The 17,707-nt window shown below is 67.1% G+C and carries 18 protein-coding genes; 6 read left to right on the forward strand and 12 right to left on the reverse strand.

What is annotated here, in order from left to right; genetic code table 11:
• Window positions 1-298: 298 nt before the first annotated feature.
• Entirely contained in the window at window positions 299-1,702 is a 1,404-nt protein-coding gene (locus tag H556_RS0104510; RefSeq protein WP_024353300.1) for an amino acid permease, read from the forward strand.
• 45 nt (window positions 1,703-1,747) lie between these two features.
• Here the strand turns inward: H556_RS0104510 and H556_RS0104515 are convergent, their stop codons facing one another.
• Window positions 1,748-2,350: a GGDEF domain-containing protein gene (locus H556_RS0104515; RefSeq protein ID WP_024353301.1), complete on the reverse strand. Its 603-nt coding sequence runs from the start codon at window positions 2,348-2,350 to the stop codon at window positions 1,748-1,750.
• A 127-nt stretch (window positions 2,351-2,477) separates the two neighbouring features.
• Between H556_RS0104515 and purE the strand changes: the two genes are divergently transcribed.
• Together purE and H556_RS0104525 are read left to right on the forward strand one after the other, a co-directional pair.
• The gene (gene purE / locus H556_RS0104520; RefSeq protein WP_024353302.1) at window positions 2,478-2,975 is read left to right on the forward strand and encodes a 5-(carboxyamino)imidazole ribonucleotide mutase; all 498 of its coding nucleotides are present in this window, start codon (window positions 2,478-2,480) and stop codon (window positions 2,973-2,975) included.
• Window positions 2,975-4,060 carry a 5-(carboxyamino)imidazole ribonucleotide synthase gene (locus tag H556_RS0104525; protein WP_029673203.1) on the forward strand — a complete coding sequence of 362 codons (1,086 nt, stop codon included), beginning with the start codon at window positions 2,975-2,977 and terminating at the stop codon, window positions 4,058-4,060. Before purE ends, H556_RS0104525 begins: the two co-directional genes overlap by 1 nt.
• Here H556_RS0104525 and H556_RS0104530 read toward each other — a convergent pair.
• Window positions 4,057-4,749 (reverse strand): COQ9 family protein, encoded by a 693-nt coding sequence (locus tag H556_RS0104530; RefSeq protein ID WP_024353304.1) that lies wholly within the window; start codon window positions 4,747-4,749, stop codon window positions 4,057-4,059. The two genes, H556_RS0104525 and H556_RS0104530, sit on opposite strands and share 4 nt — an antisense overlap.
• 190 nt (window positions 4,750-4,939) lie before the next feature.
• Between H556_RS0104530 and rpsU the strand changes: the two genes are divergently transcribed.
• Both rpsU and H556_RS0104540 read left to right on the forward strand, forming a co-directional pair.
• Complete coding sequence (gene rpsU / locus H556_RS0104535; RefSeq protein WP_087139870.1) at window positions 4,940-5,173, forward strand: 30S ribosomal protein S21; 234 nt, start codon at window positions 4,940-4,942, stop codon at window positions 5,171-5,173.
• Window positions 5,174-5,285: 112 nt separating this feature from the next.
• A complete protein-coding gene (locus tag H556_RS0104540; RefSeq protein WP_024353305.1) occupies window positions 5,286-5,615 on the forward strand; it encodes a hypothetical protein in 330 nt (109 codons plus the stop codon).
• A gap of 19 nt (window positions 5,616-5,634) precedes the next feature.
• Here H556_RS0104540 and H556_RS0104545 read toward each other — a convergent pair whose 3' ends face one another.
• The 6 genes from H556_RS0104545 to H556_RS0104570 form a co-directional block, all read right to left on the reverse strand.
• Complete coding sequence (locus tag H556_RS0104545) at window positions 5,635-7,077, reverse strand: ABC transporter permease (protein ID WP_024353306.1); 1,443 nt, start codon at window positions 7,075-7,077, stop codon at window positions 5,635-5,637.
• The gene (locus tag H556_RS0104550) at window positions 7,074-8,039 is read right to left on the reverse strand and encodes an ABC transporter ATP-binding protein (protein WP_024353307.1); all 966 of its coding nucleotides are present in this window, start codon (window positions 8,037-8,039) and stop codon (window positions 7,074-7,076) included. The genes H556_RS0104545 and H556_RS0104550 overlap by 4 nt, the downstream gene beginning before the upstream one ends.
• 108 nt (window positions 8,040-8,147) lie before the next feature.
• Window positions 8,148-8,774 (reverse strand): M23 family metallopeptidase, encoded by a 627-nt coding sequence (locus H556_RS0104555; protein WP_024353308.1) that lies wholly within the window; start codon window positions 8,772-8,774, stop codon window positions 8,148-8,150.
• Between the two features lie 195 nt (window positions 8,775-8,969).
• Window positions 8,970-10,772, reverse strand: coding sequence for an autotransporter domain-containing esterase (locus tag H556_RS0104560; RefSeq protein WP_024353309.1), 1,803 nt, complete (start codon window positions 10,770-10,772; stop codon window positions 8,970-8,972).
• 99 nt (window positions 10,773-10,871) lie between these two features.
• Window positions 10,872-12,761: a phosphoglycerate dehydrogenase gene (gene serA, locus H556_RS0104565; protein WP_024353310.1), complete on the reverse strand. Its 1,890-nt coding sequence runs from the start codon at window positions 12,759-12,761 to the stop codon at window positions 10,872-10,874.
• Window positions 12,762-12,873: 112 nt separating this feature from the next.
• Window positions 12,874-13,389: a hypothetical protein gene (locus H556_RS0104570; protein ID WP_024353311.1), complete on the reverse strand. Its 516-nt coding sequence runs from the start codon at window positions 13,387-13,389 to the stop codon at window positions 12,874-12,876.
• A gap of 190 nt (window positions 13,390-13,579) precedes the next feature.
• Here H556_RS0104570 and H556_RS0104575 point away from each other — a divergent pair, with 190 nt between their 5' ends.
• On the forward strand, window positions 13,580-14,512 hold the full coding sequence (locus tag H556_RS0104575; RefSeq protein WP_024353312.1) for an Hsp33 family molecular chaperone: 933 nt from the start codon (window positions 13,580-13,582) through the stop codon (window positions 14,510-14,512).
• A gap of 4 nt (window positions 14,513-14,516) precedes the next feature.
• Here the strand turns inward: H556_RS0104575 and H556_RS0104580 are convergent, their stop codons facing one another.
• The 4 genes from H556_RS0104580 to pstB all read right to left on the reverse strand — a co-directional run bounded on the left by H556_RS0104580 (window position 14,517) and on the right by pstB (window position 17,704).
• Window positions 14,517-15,236, reverse strand: coding sequence for a CPBP family intramembrane glutamic endopeptidase, BDIM_20840 family (locus H556_RS0104580; protein WP_024353313.1), 720 nt, complete (start codon window positions 15,234-15,236; stop codon window positions 14,517-14,519).
• Between the two features lie 107 nt (window positions 15,237-15,343).
• On the reverse strand, window positions 15,344-16,033 hold the full coding sequence (phoB, locus tag H556_RS0104585) for a phosphate regulon transcriptional regulator PhoB (protein ID WP_024353314.1): 690 nt from the start codon (window positions 16,031-16,033) through the stop codon (window positions 15,344-15,346).
• A 44-nt stretch (window positions 16,034-16,077) separates the two neighbouring features.
• The gene (gene phoU, locus H556_RS0104590; RefSeq protein ID WP_024353315.1) at window positions 16,078-16,824 is read right to left on the reverse strand and encodes a phosphate signaling complex protein PhoU; all 747 of its coding nucleotides are present in this window, start codon (window positions 16,822-16,824) and stop codon (window positions 16,078-16,080) included.
• A gap of 10 nt (window positions 16,825-16,834) precedes the next feature.
• Complete coding sequence (gene pstB, locus H556_RS0104595; protein WP_024353316.1) at window positions 16,835-17,704, reverse strand: phosphate ABC transporter ATP-binding protein PstB; 870 nt, start codon at window positions 17,702-17,704, stop codon at window positions 16,835-16,837.
• Window positions 17,705-17,707: the final 3 nt, after the last annotated feature.

Genomic DNA, 17,707 nt, shown 5'->3' on the forward strand with positions numbered 1-17,707 from the left:
GCAAGAGTTTCGGATATTTTCCGCCTTTCGAAATAAAATTCCCGAAAAACCCCATAACCGTACGCGTTCTTCGAAATATGAGTTTTTGTGCCAGGTGAGCGAAAGAAGCGTTGTTTATGCGGCAATTCTGATTTTATGATCTAAGGATAGCGATTAAAAACGGTGTCTTGGGGTCGTTTTTTTTCGGCAATGCCCTGGACGCACCTCAAGGGCGATCTAAGAATGCTGCGCCATATCGCCGCTAATCCGAATATTCTCATTTCATAAATTGGCATTATCCAATGTCTGGGGGAGACGCATGAGTTTCTTGACACGCCGCAAGGCCTTGCCTGCGCTGGGAGGCGCAGCGCCCAGGGCTCATGGACTGAAGCCCACCCTGTCGTGGCCTCACCTCGTGGCGTTGGGCGTCGGCGCCATCGTGGGAACCGGCATCTACACCCTGATCGGCGTGGGCGCCGAGCGGGCGGGCCCGGCGGTCATGCTGGCCTTCGTCATCGCAGGCATCGTCTGCGTATGCGCCGCCCTGGCCTATGCCGAACTGGCGACCATGATCCCAGAGTCGGGGTCCGCCTACACCTACTCCTACACCACGCTGGGCGAAGGCGCGGCCTGGATGGTCGGTTGGAGCCTGATCCTGGAATACACCGTCGTCTGCTCTGCCGTGGCCGTCGGCTGGGCAGGATATTTTTCGGGCATGATGGAAGGCATCGGCATGGGCCTGCCCGCCGTACTGACCTCGGCGCCGTCCCAGGGCGGCATCGTCAACCTGCCCGCCGTCGTCATCGTCGCCGCCGTGGCGGGACTGCTGGTCGCCGGTACCAAGGAAAGCGCCTCGATCAACGCGGCCCTGGTGGTGGTCAAGATCGTCGCCCTGATCGCCTTCGTGGCCATCGCCCTACCCCACTTCAATCCGGAGAACCTCAAGCCCTTCATGCCCTACGGCTTCTCGCACGGGGTCGGGGCTCAGACCGGCGTGATGGCGGCGGCGGCCATCATCTTCTTCGCCTTTTACGGCTTCGACGCGGTGGCGACGGCGGCGGAAGAGACCCGCAACCCCGCCCGCGACCTGACCATCGGCATTATCGGCTCGATGGTGGCCTGCGTCGCCATCTATATGGCCGTCGCCATCGCCGCCCTGGGCGCCATGCCCTTCACCGAATTCATGAAGTCGCCCGAGCCGCTGTCGCACATCATCCGCACCGTCGGTTCGGACCTGTGGGCCACCCTGATCGCGGGCGCGGCGGTCGTCGCCCTGCCTACCGTCATCCTGGCCTTCATGTTCGGCCAGAGCCGCATCTTCTTCGTCATGGCGCGCGACGGCCTGCTGCCGCGCAGCCTGGCCCACGTGTCGAAGCGGTCGGGCGGCCCGGTCCGTGTCACGGCGGGAACGGCCGTCCTGATGGCGATCATCGCGGGCTTCATCCCGCTGGGCGATCTGGCGGCCCTGGCCAACGCCGGGACGCTAGCGGCCTTCGCCTCGGTCGGCCTGTGCCTGATCGTACTGCGACGCCGCGAGCCGAGCCGCCCGCGCGTGTTCCGCGCCCCGGTCTGGTGGCTGGTGGGACCGATCGCCATCGCGGGCTGCGTCTATCTGTTCTTCAGCCTGCCCGCCTCGACCCAGATCAACTTCGTCATCTGGAACGTGATCGGGGTGGCCGTCTATTTGCTGTACAGCCGCCGCAACAGCCTGCTGAACGGCTAAGAAAAGCAGGGTGCCGAGGCTGACCTCGGCGTCCTTTTCAATTCGTCAGCGCGTCGCTTCCGGACGCGCCTTCTTCCGCAGCCACATGGCCGCGTCCGCCTCGGCCAGCCAGACCTCGGCATCCGCCTGTCCGGCGAAGGCGCGCACGCCGAACGAGCCGCCCAGAGGCAGGCGCTGGCCCTCCCAGACAAAACCGTCGCGGTTCAGCGCCTCGCTCAGCCGCCGCGCTTTCTCGCGGCCTTCCTCAGCGCCTGCGTTCATCAGCACCACGGTGAACTCATCCCCGCCCATCCGGCCGACAGCGTCAGATTCGCGCACATTGGCGAGCAACAACTCCGCCACGGCGATCAGGGCCGCATCGCCCGCCGCATGGCCCAGACCGTCGTTGACGCCCTTGAACCCGTCCAGATCAAGATACAGCAGCGCCGCCTCGACCCCGTGACGACGGCAATAGGCCAGATTGCGCGCCAGCACCGTCATGAAGCCGCGCCTGTTCAGCGCAGGCGTCAGCACGTCATGATCAGCCAGAGCCTCGGCCCGCTCGGCCCGCTCGGTCAGCGCCGCCACCTCGGCGCGCAGGCGGGCGATCTCGGCCTGCAAATCGGCATCGGCGCCCGCAGCGGTCGTCTGTTCGGCCAGGTGGTTCAAAGCGGGCTCCGGCGTCGCATTTCCGGCCGACTCAGGGCCCAGCGACGGTGATGAGTCTAGCGTCCTCGGTTGCGGGCGCAACGCGGGTGCTGTAACGGGCCGCTTTCCGCATGGGGAGCCTTTGCGCATGACCGCCTCCACGCCGCCCGTTTCCGTCGCCATCATCATGGGCAGCCGCTCGGACTGGCCCACGATGAAGCTGGCCGCCGACCGCCTGGACCAACTGGGCGTCGCCTGGGAGGCCAAGGTCGTCAGCGCCCACCGTACGCCCCAGCGCCTGTATGACTTCGCCACCACGGCCAAGGACAAGGGCTTCAAGGTCATCATCGCCGGCGCCGGCGGGGCGGCTCACCTGCCCGGCATGGCCGCCTCCATGACCGACCTGCCTGTGCTGGGGGTGCCGGTCCAGTCCAAGGCGCTGAAGGGCCTCGATAGCCTGCTGTCGATCGTCCAGATGCCCGGTGGCGTGCCGGTCGCCACCCTGGCCATCGGCGAAGCGGGCGCCGCCAACGCCGGGATTCTGGCGGCGCAGATTCTGGCCCTGTCCGATCCCGCGATCGCCGAGCGCCTGTCCGCCTTCCGCGCCGCCCAGACCGAATCCGTCGCCGAAAGCGTCGAGGACTGATGCGCCCGTTGCCCGAGAAACTGCCTTTGGCCCCCGGTTCGACCCTCGGCATTCTCGGCGGGGGCCAGTTGGGCCGGATGCTGAGCCAGGCCGCCTCGCGCCTTGGCTTCGACGTGGTGATCCTCGATCCCCAGCCGGATTGCCCGGCCGCCCGCGTCTCGCGCGCCCAGATCACCGCCCCTTATGACGATCCTGACGCGCTTCAGGCGCTGGGCCGCCTGTGCGACGTCGTCACCTTTGAGTTCGAAAACGTCCCCGCCGCCTCGGTCGAGACCCTGGCCGAAGCGGGCGCCCTTGTCGCACCGGGGCCGACGGCGCTGGCCGTGGCTCAGGACCGGGTGGACGAGAAGACCTATCTGAACGCCGTGGGCGCCCCGACCGTGGCCTTCGCCGCCGTGACCACGCTGGACGACCTGACCGCCGCCATCGACGCACTGGGCCTGCCCGCCCTGCTGAAGACCCGGCGCGAGGGCTATGACGGCAAGGGCCAAGCCTGGATCCGCGACGCCGCCGACGCCGAAGCCGCCTTCGACGCCATCGGCCGCCGCCCCGCCGTGCTGGAGGCCGCCGCCGTCTTCCAGCGCGAACTGTCGGTCATCGCCGCGCGCGGCCGCGACGGCGCCGTCGCCGTCTACCCTCTGGGCGAAAACGTCCACCAGAACGGGGTGCTGAAGACCACCACCGCCCCCGCCGCCGTCGATCCGGCCACACAAGGACGCGCCGAACAGATCGCCGCCGCCGTTCTGGACGGCCTCGACTACATCGGCGTCATGGGCATCGAACTGTTCGACATGGGCAGCGGAGAGCTGCTGGTGAACGAGGTCGCCCCGCGCGTCCACAACACCGGCCACTGGACCCAGGACGGCTGTATCTGCGACCAGTTCGAACAGCACGTCCGCGCCGTCGTCGGCTGGCCGCTGGGCCCGACGCAGGCCCACGCCCGCGTCGAGATGACCAACCTGCTGGGCGACGAAGTCGAGCAGTGGCGCACCCTGGCCGCCGAGCCGAACGCGCGCCCGCACCTCTACGGCAAGCACGACGCCCGGCCGGGGCGGAAGATGGCGCACGTAAACCGCATCCTCTAACCCTCTCCCGATGGGAGAGGGCGTTGCGCCTTGGCGCCGTATCTCAACCGCCCTAGCGCCTCGGTGATCGTGCGGACTGGCGCGTCGAAATCCTTGCCCGCCTTCCACTTCTCGAAGGCCATGACGTTTTCGATGCGGCGAGCGACAAAAGCTTCCGCCGCCTCGCGCCCATCGAACCAGCGCATGGTCAGGGCGGGAATCAGGATACCGCCCAGAATCGCCCGCTTGGAGTAGTGATTCTGGTCCGTCGCCGTATCCCCGGCCCAGCGCCAGAGATGATCCGCCGTCTCCCACGCCAGCTTGAAGCCCAGGTCGACATTGGTCGGCAGGCTGAGGAAACCCGCGCAGCGTTTGGCCGCCTCGAGGTCCTGCGCTCCCGCCTCCATCCGCGCCGAGACGGCGGCGGCGATTCGTTCGCGAATCTTCATCGTGGCCGCAGGCGTGGCCTCCAAAGCTTTCAGAGCCCGCGCGTCATGGCGGCGCGACAGCAGGACCGCCAGGTCGCGCGGACCGTTCGGCAGCAGCAACTCCTGATCGCCCAGTGACAGGCCGCACGCCTCGCACGCGGCGCGCGTCATGCGCGTGTTCCAGCCCAGCGCGGGCGCGCGTTCTATGGCCGCGTCCAGAACGGCCTGTTCTGTGCGGTCGGCCCAATCGCCTTTCGAAGCGGTCTCGGCTGTCTCGGTCATGGACGGCACGATACGCCCATACGGCGGGCGTTTCGACCCATCACGATTAGGCGCGACGATCTGGACACGCCCCCCCCGATCATGTATCAGCGCGCCTTCACTTGAGAGGCCTTCCTCTCGAGCGTGGTTTTGTTTTGTCTGCCCGTCTCCCTTGGAAAGGACGCGGCGGGCGGCCAAAGGAGAGAGACCCCTGGTTCAGATTTTTGTCCGCGACAACAATGTCGATCAGGCGCTGAAAGCCCTGAAGAAAAAGATGCAGCGCGAAGGCAGCTTCCGCGAAATGAAGCGTCACGTTCACTTTGAAAAGCCGTCGGAAAAGCGCGCTCGCCAAAAGGCTGAAGCCGTCCGTCGCGCCCGCAAGCTGGCCCGCAAGCGCGCTCAGCGCGAAGGCCTGCTGCCGGCCCCGAAGGGTCGCGGTCGCTAAGACCTGCTGACGCCTGAAAGATCAAAGGCCGCCCCGGATCGCCGGGGCGGCCTTTTTCTTTGCCTTTCGACAGGCACGTTGCGTAGCCTGCCTCAGAGAGGAGTGAACGGCTATGACCGATCAGCGCACCCGGGGCCTGCCGCAACGCCTCATGTATGTGGAGAATCGCAACGGCGGCCTGATCGACGGCTCCCCGGCCCGCATCGGCTGGGTGTCGTTCTCCAAGACCGGCAAGACCGTCTATTATCGCGGCCGTGAACTCGCCAGCATTGGCGGCTCCGGCATAAGCGGTAACTTCATGGATGCAGAGACCCGCGAGGAATACTGGGTCTCAGGCGTCAAGAAACGCGGCTCGAACAACCACCCCAAAGAAAGAAGCGTCCGCACCGAAATCGATACGGACGCTCTGGACGCCTATCAGTCCTTGCGAGCGGACAGTTAGGGCGCGCTGTTAAAGAAGATCACCGCCCCGTCACGGCGCCCATAAAGCTCTTCCAACTCAGCTTCACATCCGACAGGGCGCCGGCGCGGAAGGCGCGGCCCGCCGCCCAGACCATCAGGGCGGCGAACAGGAACATGCCGAGCAGGCCGCCGATCAGTTCGATCAACGGCGGTCCGCTGGGCGCGCGGGCGGCCATGACGAAGGGGGTGAAGGGCGGGATCAGGCTGATCACCTTCACCACCATCGCGTCCGGGGTGCGGATGGCCATCTGCATGACCAGGATCGGCACGACCAGCACCATCATGATCGGCCCCATCAGGGTCTGGGCGTCGCGCGGCGTGTCGCAGAAGGCGCCGATGGCGGCGAACAGCACCGCATACATCAGATAGCCGCCGACCAGGAACAGCAGGAACCAGACGAACAGGCCGTCGGTCAGCAACACCGAACCGATGTCGCGCGCCACGTCCGGCACGCTCGCCATCAGGCCGATGGCGCCGATCCCGCCCCATGCGCCCAGCACGGCCAGGGTCAGCAGGGCCACCCCCAGCACCTTGCCGGTCAGGATCTCAGTCGCCGAGGCCGAGGACAGCAGCACCTCGAGGATCTTGTTCGACTTCTCCTCCATCACGCTGTTCAGCAGGATGGAGGCGCCGGTGATGATCAACGACCACAGGATAAAGCCCACCGCCATGCCGACGATGACCGGCAGCTTGTCGCGGAACGACACCTCGCCCCCCGACGCGGCGCGCGGCGAGAAGACCGAGACCTCGGGCCGGAAGCGCTCGGTCTGCGCCACCACCGAAGGGTCGATGCCGCTGGACACGAAGACGCGGCTGCGGTTGGCGGACTTCAGGGCGTCGCGCACGGCGTCTTCCACGACATCGTCGGTGGCGCGGCCGGTCCAGACGCGTGCGCCGGGCTGGCCGTCCTTTTCGGTCAGGAAGACCACGGCGTTCAGACGCTCGCCCTCAGGCGCATCCTTGTCGACATAGCGACGGGCCAGGGCGTCGCGCGCCTCGCCCGGCGCGGCGGCCATCAGTTCAGCAGGCGCCTCGACCAGCTCAAAGGAGCGCTTGGGCGTCTTGAAGCCCGCGGCGGCGCGCGGCGCCTCCTTCTTCAGCGCCTCAAGCCCGGCGTCGAAACCGCCCTTCTCGGCGGCCTCGCGCACCCGGTCGCCCCCAGCCGTCCCCGACTCGGGCACGGCGGCCATACGCAGGGCGGCGATATCGGCGCGTCCGCGCTCTGTCTCCAGCGCCTGACGCACCGCGGCGGCCAGGCCGGACCCGGCCGGGGTCTCGTCGACGATGACGGCTTCGCGCACCGGTTCGGCGTGCTTCATCAGCATCGGAACGGCGCCGCCCAGAACGGCGAACAGCGGAAAGGCCAGCAGGGACAACCAGAAGCCGACCGTCTTGGCGTAAGCCAGGAACTCGCGGCGCGCGATCAGAAGAATGCGGCTCATCGCGCGGCCTCCATCTTGTCAGTCTTGGCGACGGACTGATCTTCGTCCGGGTGGTCGCCGGTCAGGGCGATGAAGGCGTCGTGCAGGGTCGGCTCCTTCATCTGGAAGCGCCGCACGTCCAGTCCGCCCAGGAAGGCGGCGCGTAGGGCGGATTGCGCCTCGGCGCCCGGCGTCAGGCCGACACGCAGGGTGCTGACGGCGCCGTCTTCCGCCAGGGTCTCGATGCCGCTGACGCCCGGCAGGGCGGCGACCGCGTTGCGGTCCAGCGCCCCTTCCAGCTCCAGAAAGCGCGGCGAGGTGGCGCGCGCCTCGTCCACCGTGCCTTCGAACGCCTTGCGCCCTCGGGCCAGCAGCACGACCTTGTCGCACAGGCGCTCTGCGTGCTGCATGACGTGGGTCGAGAACAGCACCGTCGCCCCATCGGCGGCCAGGGCGCGGATCATGGCTTCCAGCCCCTGCTGGTTCATCGGATCCAGCCCCGAGAACGGCTCGTCCAGGATCACGAACTCCGGCTGATGCACCACCGAGGCGATCAACTGGACCTTCTGGGCCATCCCCTTGGACAGCTCCTTCATCTTCTTCTTGCTGGCCTCGCCCAGGCCCATCTGCTCCAGCATCTCGCGGCCGCGACGACGCCCCTCGGGCAGGGGCAGCCCCTTCAGGCCGCCGAAGAAGGCGATAGCGTCCACCGGCGTCATCTTCTTGTAGAGGCCACGCTCCTCGGGGAGGAAGCCGATCCGGTCGCGCACCTTGCGGCCGTCGTCGGCGCCTAGGATGTCGATGCGCCCGCTGGTCGCCGGTTGCAGGCCCAGGATCATCCGCAGGGTCGAGGTCTTGCCCGCCCCGTTCGGCCCCAAAAAGCCGCAGATCGAGCCTTTCTCGACCTGGAAGCTCAGGTCGGAAACCGCCTGGAAGCCTCCGTACCTCTTGCTGATTCCGTCCAGCGTCAGCGCCGCGACCATTCGGTTCCCCTGCGATAATTCGAGGATCGAAGGTAAGGGCGCGAGCCGCCCCGAGTAAAGCAACTTTTACATTACGGTTTGGTCATGATGCCGCGCCGCCTGATGCGGTCAGACCGGCGCCTTCACCCGGATGTCGAAGCTCTGGCCGACGATCTTGGCGGGGTCGACCTGGCCGCCGTTGCGCCGCACCTCGAAATGCAGGTGCGGGCCGGTCGAATAGCCGGTCGAGCCGACCAGGCCGATGCGCTCGCCCGCCGTCACCGGCTTGCCCGAGTGGACGTCGATGCGGCTGAGGTGTCCGTACAGGCTGGTCATGCCGTTGGGATGCTGAACCTCGATGAAGTTGCCGTAGCCCCCCGCATCATAGCCCGCGCGCAGAACCTTGCCCTCGGTGGTGGCGAAGACGCTGGTGCCGGTCGGCGCGGCGATGTCCACGCCCTTGTGCGCCCGCGCCTTGGCCTCGATCGCCAGCTTGCGCAGGCCGAAGGGCGAGTTGATGCGATAGCCTTTCAGCGGCGCCTCGAAAACGATCTTGCGGGTGACAGGACCGGCGGGTTCGGCCACGGCCTTGACCGGCGGCGCAGTGGGGACGGACACTTCAATGACCTTTTCCGGCGCGCCGGAGATCATGCCGACGGGCGCCGCCGCCATAGCCAGAACAGCCAGGCCGACCATGGCCCCGGTCTGGCCGAAACGGATCACATGCGGCCGCACGGCCGTGGGAACTAAACGCATACTCTAACGACTCATTCTGAGCGCTTCGTCAGCGCGGGGAGCCGTCAGAAGGGCGCGCGAAACACGCACGCAGACAGCGAGATGGACACTCGCCGACGGCTGGACTTGACTGTCTTTTGCAATTTCACCGGGACATGAATGGGGCGCCCCGAGGGCGACACGGCGTCGCACCTCGGGAACCTGCGTTTTCCAGCTCTACAGCGGCAGACTGAGCTTCACCGCCGCCATATGGCTGTCGGCATGGTCGCCGAAGCGACCCTTGTAGCCGATCGACACCTTCAGCCGCTCCATGATGGTGCCTTCGATCCCGGCGGCGGCCAGCACCTGCCCGCCGAACGGCAGATCCACGTCGCGGGCCAGAATCTTGGCCGGATTGCCGAGGATGCCGGTGCGCACCGCGTCGCTGTCGTCGCTCAGGCTGTCGCGATAACCGCCTTCGGCATAGAAGCGCACCCGCTCGGTCCCGCCCTCGGCGCGCAGAGCGATCTCGGCCGTCGTCGCCTGCACCGAACGGTCGGCATAGGCGTATTGCGCCGCCGGACCCTGCTCGCTGAAGCCGTCCACGTCGGCCTTGATCCAGGCCACAGCCGCACGCGGCGACAGGGCGAAGCCGCCCATGTCGAACCACATCCCGCCCTGCAGCCGCGCCCCGGTTGAGACGCCCCGCGTCGAGCCGCTGTGAACGATCGGCGCCAGGCTGGTCAGGCGGTTGATGTCGTTGAAGTCGTCCTGAGCCACGCCCGCCGCCGCATTGACGAAGACGTCGCCCGAGCGCCAGCCGCCGTAGAGGTCCAGCCCGAAGCTGTCGATGTCGGCGCGCAGGGCGCCCGCATCCACATCGGCGTTGCGATAGGATCCGGCCACGCCAAAACGCAGGGTCTCGGTACCGGACTCCAGGGCGATGCGCACGCCATAACCGTCGGAGGTCGCCTTGCCGATGGCGCCGCGGGCGTCCGTCTCAGTCTTGTCAGCCAGCGCGCCGACCGAGATGGAGGTCCCGCTCTCCCACGCCTCACGCCCCGACAGGGCCGCGGTCGATCCGTCCAGCGCGTCCTCGCGATGCCGCCACGCCGTCTCGCCCAGCACGGCCGTCTGGCTGCCCAGGTCGCCGTAGTAGAGGTAGTCGTTGCTCAGACGTGCGATCACCTCATGCCCCTTGGCCGTCGGGTGCACCCCGTCGAAATAGAAGTAGTCGTCCGGGTTGGAGCACAGGGTCACGCCGTTGAAGCAGGCCTGCGTCACGTTCGACACGCCGAAGGCGCTGGGGTTGGCGGCCACCACGTCGCCGACCTTGAACAGATCCATCAGGATAATGTTGGTCCCCGGCCGCGCCGCCGCCGTCGCGTTCAACCCGGTCAGCAGGGCGCCGTTGAAGGTGGTGACGGCGAAGTCGGCCAGCGGCGCGGCGGGCGTACCGCGAAACTGCGGCGTGATGCTCAGTTTGGGCAGGTTTGTGACCAATACGGTCCCCGCTCCGGCCTGGGCTATCCCGTTGACGATGAAGTTGATGTCCGCCGCCGCGCTGAGGGCTACGGGCGTGATGGCGCCGGTCGGATTGGTCGAGGCCCCGGCTGTGGGCAGACCCTGGAAAATGTTGTTCGCCCCGCCCAGGACGCTGACCAGATCGTTCGCGCCGAAGGTTCCGCCGCGCTGCTGATACTGGGCCAGTTGCACACGCATCCCCAGCGGCATGGCCTCGGCGTCGGTGCGCGCCCCGCCGAAGGCATAGTTGATGCTGCCCGTCACCGGCCCCATGAAGTTGGCGGCGTCAAAGCCCAGCCGCTCGGTAAACACCGGCCCGTTGGAGAATCGCCCGGCGCCATAGGGAGGCGAGGCCGGGGTCGATCCGCCCGTCGCCAGATACAGGTTGCCGTTGTCCGACAGGCTGTCGCCGAACACCACCAGACGGTTGTAGCTCTGGGCCGAGGCGGCCCCGGCGACAGACACGGCGGCCAGGCTCAGGGCGGCCAGCGCCGCTCCGCGAAGAAGACGAGACATCCTATTCCCTCCGATCGACCGTCAGTATGCGGTCGTTAAACGGCACTCTGCGCCGCTTTTCACAGGACGCAAGATGCCCCTGGGGAAGGTAATCGGCGATCAGTGCAGGCGCCGGAAGCGGATCGTGCCCGGAAGCTGCTTCAGCGCCGTCAGCGCTTCGCGGTCATAGTCGCGGTCCACGTCGGTGATGACATAGCCGGTGCGCTCGTCCGTCTTCAGGTGCTGGCCCAGAATGTTGAGCCCCGCATCGGACAGGGCGCGGTTCAGTTCGGCGAGCACGCCCGGCTGGTTGCGGTGGATGTGCAGCAGACGGTGCGCGCGCGTCACCTCAGCCAGCTGCACGTTCGGCAGGTTGACGCAGAAGGTGGTGTCGCCCCGGTTCAGATAGCCCAGCAGACGCTCGGCCGCGAACTCGGCGATGGCTTCCTGCGCCTCCTCGGTCGAGCCGCCGATGTGCGGGGTCAGGATGGTCTTGTCCAGACCGACCAGCGGGCTGTCGAACGGGTCGGCGTTGGTGCGCGGCTCTTCTGGGAAGACGTCGACCGCCGCTCCGCCCAGACGGCCGGACTTCAGCGCCGCCGCCATCGCGTCCACATCGACCACATGGCCGCGCGACAGGTTCAGGAACAGGGCGCCCGGCTTCATCTTGGCGAATTGGTCGGCGCCGATGATGGCGGTGTTGTCCTTGCGGCCGTCGACGTGCATCGTCACCACATCCGCCTCGGCCAGCAGGGCGTCCAGCGAGCGCATCCGCCGGGCGTTGCCCAGCGCCAGCCGCTCGGACAGGTCGTAAAACAGCACTCTCATGCCCAGGTTCTCGGCCAGCACCGAAAGCTGGCTGCCGATGGCGCCGTAGCCGACGATGCCCAGCGTCTTGCCGCGCACTTCGCGCGACCCGGTCGCCGACTTGTTCCACCTGCCCTTGTGCATCTCGCGCGACTTGTCCGCCACGTCGCGCATCAGGACGATCATCATGCCGATGGCCAGTTCGACCACCGAGCGGGTGTTGGAATAGGGAGCATTGAAGACCGCCACGCCCTTGTCCGCCGCCGCATCCAGATCGACCTGATTGGTGCCGATGCAGAAGGCCGCCACGGCCATCAGCCGGTCCGCCGCGTCCAGCACCCTGCGGCTGACGTTGGTCTTGGAGCGGATGCCCAGAACGTGCACGCCCTTGATCGCCTCGATCAGGTCGTCCTCGTCCAGCGCGCCCTTCATCGTCTCGACAGTATAGCCCGCCTCCTCCAGCCGCTCGACGGCGGCGGGGTGGACGTTCTCCAGCAGCAGCATACGGATGCGGTTGCGCGGATAGGACCAGCGCCCGGCCACGCCCTCGGCGTAGAGCACCTCGTCCAGCGAGGCGGCGACGGCGTCGGCGGCCTCGACCACCTTGGGACGGCTGACGATCTCGGTGAAGGCGTAGAAGCGGTCGGCCGCGCCGTTAAGCTTGACCTCGGCGTCGGTCCAGCCGTCGCCGACCATGACCACGGGGCCTTCAAGGTTCAGAGCGCGGATGACCTCGGGCTTGCCGTTCTCGCGCGACAGGGGGTTGGCCGTGTCCACGCCCGTGACGCGGCCTTCGTCATCATAGATCAGGTCGTTGGCCAGGACATGGTCGGCCGCCAGACCCAGCCGCTCGGCCAGGGGCGCGATCACCTCGCGAAAACCGCCGGACAGGATGTAGATGCGCTCGGCGTTGCGCTGGAAGAAGTCGACGTTGCGGCGGATGGAGACGGTCGCCTCGTCCAGAATCCGGTCGGTCAGGGCCTCGACATGTTCACGGCGCAGCGCCAACAGATCCAGTCGCTGCTTCAACGCCTCGCCGAAACCGATGCGGCCGTTCATGGCGTCGTCGGTCAGGGCGGCGATCCGGGCCTTGCGCTCGGCGGCGTCCGGGGCGTCCTTGAGCGCGAGGTCGGCCAGAGCCTCCAGCGTCTCGATGCGAACCAGGGTGGAATCGAAGTCGAAGATGAAGACAGGCGAGATCATGCGCGGGCTCTAGCCCCTCTTCGCACACGCAGCAATAAAAAGGGGCGTCGAAACGCCCCTTTCCGCATGATTTTTCCATCCGAGGATGAAAACCCGCTCGGCGACCGCCGTTTTAACCCCGTCGACGGCTTTCCAGCGCCGCCGCGCCGATCAGAGCGGCGATGGTCGCCACGGCCAGAAGGGCGCCGCCCTCCTTGGCGTGATCGCGGGCGAAGTCGCCGGCGTCCTCGGCGTAGCGACGCGCCTGCTTGGTGTAGCGGCGCATCGGGCGACGAGATTTCTTCTTGGCGCGGCGATACCAGGCGTCGGCGCGATCACGAGCGTCCTCGCTGAAGCGGCCGACGCGTTCGCCCGCATGGTCGCCGAAATCGGCGGCGCGCTGGCCCAGGTCATCAGCGCTGTCACGGACGCCGCGCGCGATGTCGTCGAAGCGGTGGCGCAGGGCCTCGGCGTCGAACCAGCCGCGCGGATCCATGCGCGTCTTGATCCGCTCATAGCGGGTCGGGCCCGTCCGCTGGTTCAGCAGAATGGTCGCCAGCCCCACGCCCGCCAGCACGGCGACGACGCCCGCCACGATACCGGGATGTTTGCGGACCTCGTCCACGACGTTGAACTCAGGATCCATCATGTCTGACCTCTTGCATTAGAAAACGGGTTTTCAGCTAAGGGAGCGAGCTTCAGCACAAAGAGTTCCCCGGTTGCGGTCAAGCTTGTCGAACAGAGCGCGGTCGTGGCGCAGGCGACACGCCCTGCCCTTACCAAGCGGCCGTCGGCTCCCTATGTTGCGCCGCTTCCGACAGTTTTCAGGATTTCACGCCGTGACCGATCACGCGCCCGCCGCTCCCATCGCCGCCCCGACGGACGACTTCGCCGCCGCCTTCCAGATCGAAGGCTGGCCGGTGCGCGGCCGCCTGGTCCGTCTCGGCGAGGCGATCGACAAGGTGCTGTCAGCCCACGCCTATCCCGAGCCGGTCGCCGCCCTGCTGGGCGAAGCCTGTGTGCTGGCCGCCATCGTCGGCTCGGCGCTGAAGTTCGACGGCCGCCTGATCGTTCAGGCCCAGGGCGACGGCCCGGTGCGCTATGTCGTCGCCGATTACGGCACCGACGGGCATCTGCGCGGCTTTTGCCGCTTCGATCCTGAAGAAGTGGCCAAGGCGTCGGAAGGCTTCGCCCGTCCGGGCGCCAAGACCTTGTTGGGCGGCGGCGTCTTCATCATGACGGTGGATCGCGGCGCCGACTTCGAACGCACCCAGGGCGTGACGCCGATCGAAGGCGAAAGCCTGTCGCTGTGCGCCGAACACTATTTCACCCAGTCCGAACAGGTGCCGACCAAGGTGCGCCTGGCCGTCGGCGAGGTCGAAACCGAAACCGGCCGTACCTGGCGCGCAGGCGGGGCGATGATCCAGGTCATCGCCGGCGACGAATCGCGCGGCTCGACCGAGGAAGTGTGGGAGCGCACCCGCGCCCTGTTCAACACTCTGGGCGACGACGAACTGATCGACCCGACCATCAGCGCCGAGACCCTGCTGTATCGCCTGTTCCACGAGGACGGCGTGCGGCTGGAAGGCGCGAAGTCGCTGGCCGCCGTCTGCCGCTGCTCGAAGGAGCGCATCGCCACCGTGCTGCAATCCTTCCCGACGGAAGAACGCGCCGAGATGGTCGAAGTCGACGGCAAGATCCGCGTGACATGCGAATACTGCTCGACCGCCTATGAGATCGACCCGGCCGAGTTGGAGACGGCTGAGGCCTGATCCTTCAGACCAGCATGAAGACGGCGTTGCCGTAGTTATGCAGCAGGACCGGCAGCAGCACGCTGCCGGTCTTTTCACGCAGCCAGACCAGCAGCAGGCCCGCCAGTCCCGTCGTCGCCATCGGCGCCCAGTCGAAGGTGAAGGCGCCGTCCCGATAGCCCAGGGCGTGAGTCAGGCCGAACGCCAGCGCGGTCAGCATCGCGCCCCAGCCCATCTGCGCGCCCAGCACGCGGACCGGCCGCCCGAACGCCTCGTTCAACATCAGCAGCAGCACGCCGCGATAGAAGATCTCCTCGTCCAGCCCCGGCATGGTCAGTTGGAAGGCCAGGCTGTCGGCGTCGAACCCCTCGCCCGGCGCCCAGATCGCCAGACCGAGGAACAGCAGAACCAGCAGGCCGGACAGGATCAGCGCCCCCTTCAGCCCTTGCCGGTCCTGATGCAGGGTCAGGCCGCTGCGCCTCCATCCGACGATGGGCAGGCTGGCGACGGCCAGTGAAAGCATGACGGCCAGCGTCTTGCCCTCCCAGTTCCAGCGCGAAGGTCCGAAATCCAGCGGGATATGCCCATAGCCGCGTGTCAACACAGCGTCATAGACGGCCATCAGCAGCAGGGCTGCGACCAGCCAACCCCAGCGCACTCTGCCGCGCGACAGCATTGCAGCCGCCAGGCCCGCCAGCGCGACGGCTCCCACCCAGCCCAGCATGGCGATGACTGCGTCCGGCATGACCTGCCTCCCCCGATGCAATGTCGGCGTTCAGAGGTGGCCGGACGGGCCTGCGGATGCAAATGAAGAAAACTTAAGCTTCCTTCTCCCCCGAGGGGGAGAAGGGTCTAATTATTCAGGTCCAGCGAATAGCCCGCAGAACGCACCGTGCGGATAGGGTTGACCGTGCCTTCGACGTTCAGCGCCTTGCGCAGACGGCCGACGTGGACGTCCACGGTGCGGGCCTCAACATAGACGTCCGAGCCCCAGACCGCATCCAGCAGCTGCTCACGGCTGAACACCCGGCCCGGATGCTTCAGGAAGTGGTCCAGCAGGCGGAACTCGGTCGGGCCCAGGTGGACCTCCTTGCCCGCGCGGCTGACGCGGTGGGCGACGCGGTCCATGATGATGTCGGCGTGGTTGACCCGGTCGTCGGCCAGACCCGGGCGGATGCGGCGCAGAACGGCGCGGATGCGCGCGGTCAGTTCCGTCATCGAGAAGGGCTTGGTCATATAGTCGTCGGCGCCGGTGTCCAGGCCGCGCACGCGATCCGTCTCCTCGCCGCGCGCGGTCAGCATGATGATCGGCAGGTTGCGCGTCTCGGCCCGGCCGCGGATGCGGCGGCAGACCTCGATGCCCGACAGCTTGGGCAGCATCCAGTCCAGCAGGATCAGGTCGGGGGTGCGTTCCTCGACCTGCAGCATCCCTTCCTCGCCGTCAGAGGCGACGGCCACGTCATAGCCTTCCTTCTCCAGATTATACTGAAGCAGGGTGGCCAGGGCGTCCTCGTCTTCCATCACCAGGATATAGGGTTGCACGTCAGCCTCTCCGGTTCGTCGAAGTCGTCAGCGATGTAGGGGTGTCAGTCGTCCGCTGCGTCGGGAGACGCAGACAGATGCGGGGTCGGCGTCGGCTCTTCGCCGGGACCGGGCACGGCCTTGGGCCGCTCGCCCAGCATTTCCTCGCCCGTGATCTCATAGTGGACCGTCTCGGCGATATTGGTCGCGTGGTCGCCGATCCGCTCCAGGTTCTTGGCCATGAACAGCAGGTGAGTGCAGGCCGTGATCGTGCGCGGGTCGCCCATCATATAGGTGAGCAGTTCGCGGAACAGGGCGTTGTAGTGCTCGTCCACCTCGTCGTCGGTCTGCCAGACCGACAGGGCGCGCTCGATCTCTGACGCCGTATAGGCGTCCAGCACGTCGCGCAGGCGGTTCGACACCAGCCGCCCCATACGCTCGATCGAGCGCGTCAGCGGCTGCATCGGCTCGGCCTCGGCCAGGATCAGCGCCCGCTTGGCGATGTTCTTGGCCAGATCGCCGGTCCGCTCGAGGTCCGAGGCCAGCTTCATCGCCCCCAGCGTCCGGCGCAGGTCGCTGGCGACCGGTTGGCGCAGGGCGATCAGGCGGATCGCCTTCTTCTCGATGTCGCGGTGCAGGGCGTCCAGGCGGTTGTCGCGCTCGACCACCGCCCTGGCCAGCGCCACGTCGCGGCGGGCGACGGATTCGATGGCGTCCGCCACCTGGGCCTCGGCCAGACCGCCCATGCGCACGACCTCCGCCGTCAACTGGTTCAGCTCGTCGCCGTAAGCCTTGACCGTATGCTGGTTCATCGTCGCGTCCTCAGCCGAAGCGGCCGGTGATGTAGTCGAGCGTGCGCCGCTCGCGCGGATTGGTGAAGATCTCTTCGGTGTCGCCCGTCTCGACCAGCTTGCCCATGTGGAAGAAGGCCGTGCGCTGCGACACACGGGCCGCCTGCGCCATCGAGTGGGTGACGATGACGATGCAGTAACGCTCGCGCAGTTCGTCGATCAGTTCCTCGATCTTGGCTGTGGCGATCGGGTCCAGCGCCGAGCAGGGTTCGTCCATCAGGATGACTTCGGGCTCGACCGCAATGGCGCGGGCGATGACCAGACGCTGTTGCTGGCCGCCCGACAGGCCGGTGCCCGGCGAATGCAGGCGGTCGGCGACCTCGTCCCACAAACCGGCGCGCTTCAGCGACTTCTGGACGATCTCGTCCATCTCGCCCTTGCTGGAGGCCAGACCGTGGATTTTCGGGCCATAGGCCACGTTCTCATAGATCGACTTGGGGAAGGGGTTCGGCTTTTGAAACACCATGCCGACCTGGGCGCGCAGCAGCACCGGGTCGATCTTGCGGTCGTTGATGTCGCCGCCGTCCATCTCGATCCGGCCGGTCACACGGGTGCCGGGGATGGTGTCGTTCATGCGGTTCATCGTCCGCAGGAAGGTGGATTTGCCGCAACCTGAGGGGCCGATCAGCGCCGTCACCGTCTTGTCCGGGATGTCCAGCGACACGTCGAACAGCGCCTGTTTGTCGCCGTAGAAGACACTGACGTCGCGCGCAGCGATCTTGATCGGGCCCAGCGGCGCCGAAGCGTGGGCGCCGACCGTCGGAACTGTCGTCAGCGTAGCGGCCTCGGAGGCGCCGCCGTTCGACGTACCTTCAGGAGCGCGGAGGATGCGGGACTTCATAGG

Origin of the sequence: Brevundimonas naejangsanensis DSM 23858 (assembly GCF_000421705.1) — a bacterium.
GTDB classification, from domain to species: Bacteria; Pseudomonadota; Alphaproteobacteria; order Caulobacterales; family Caulobacteraceae; genus Brevundimonas; species Brevundimonas naejangsanensis.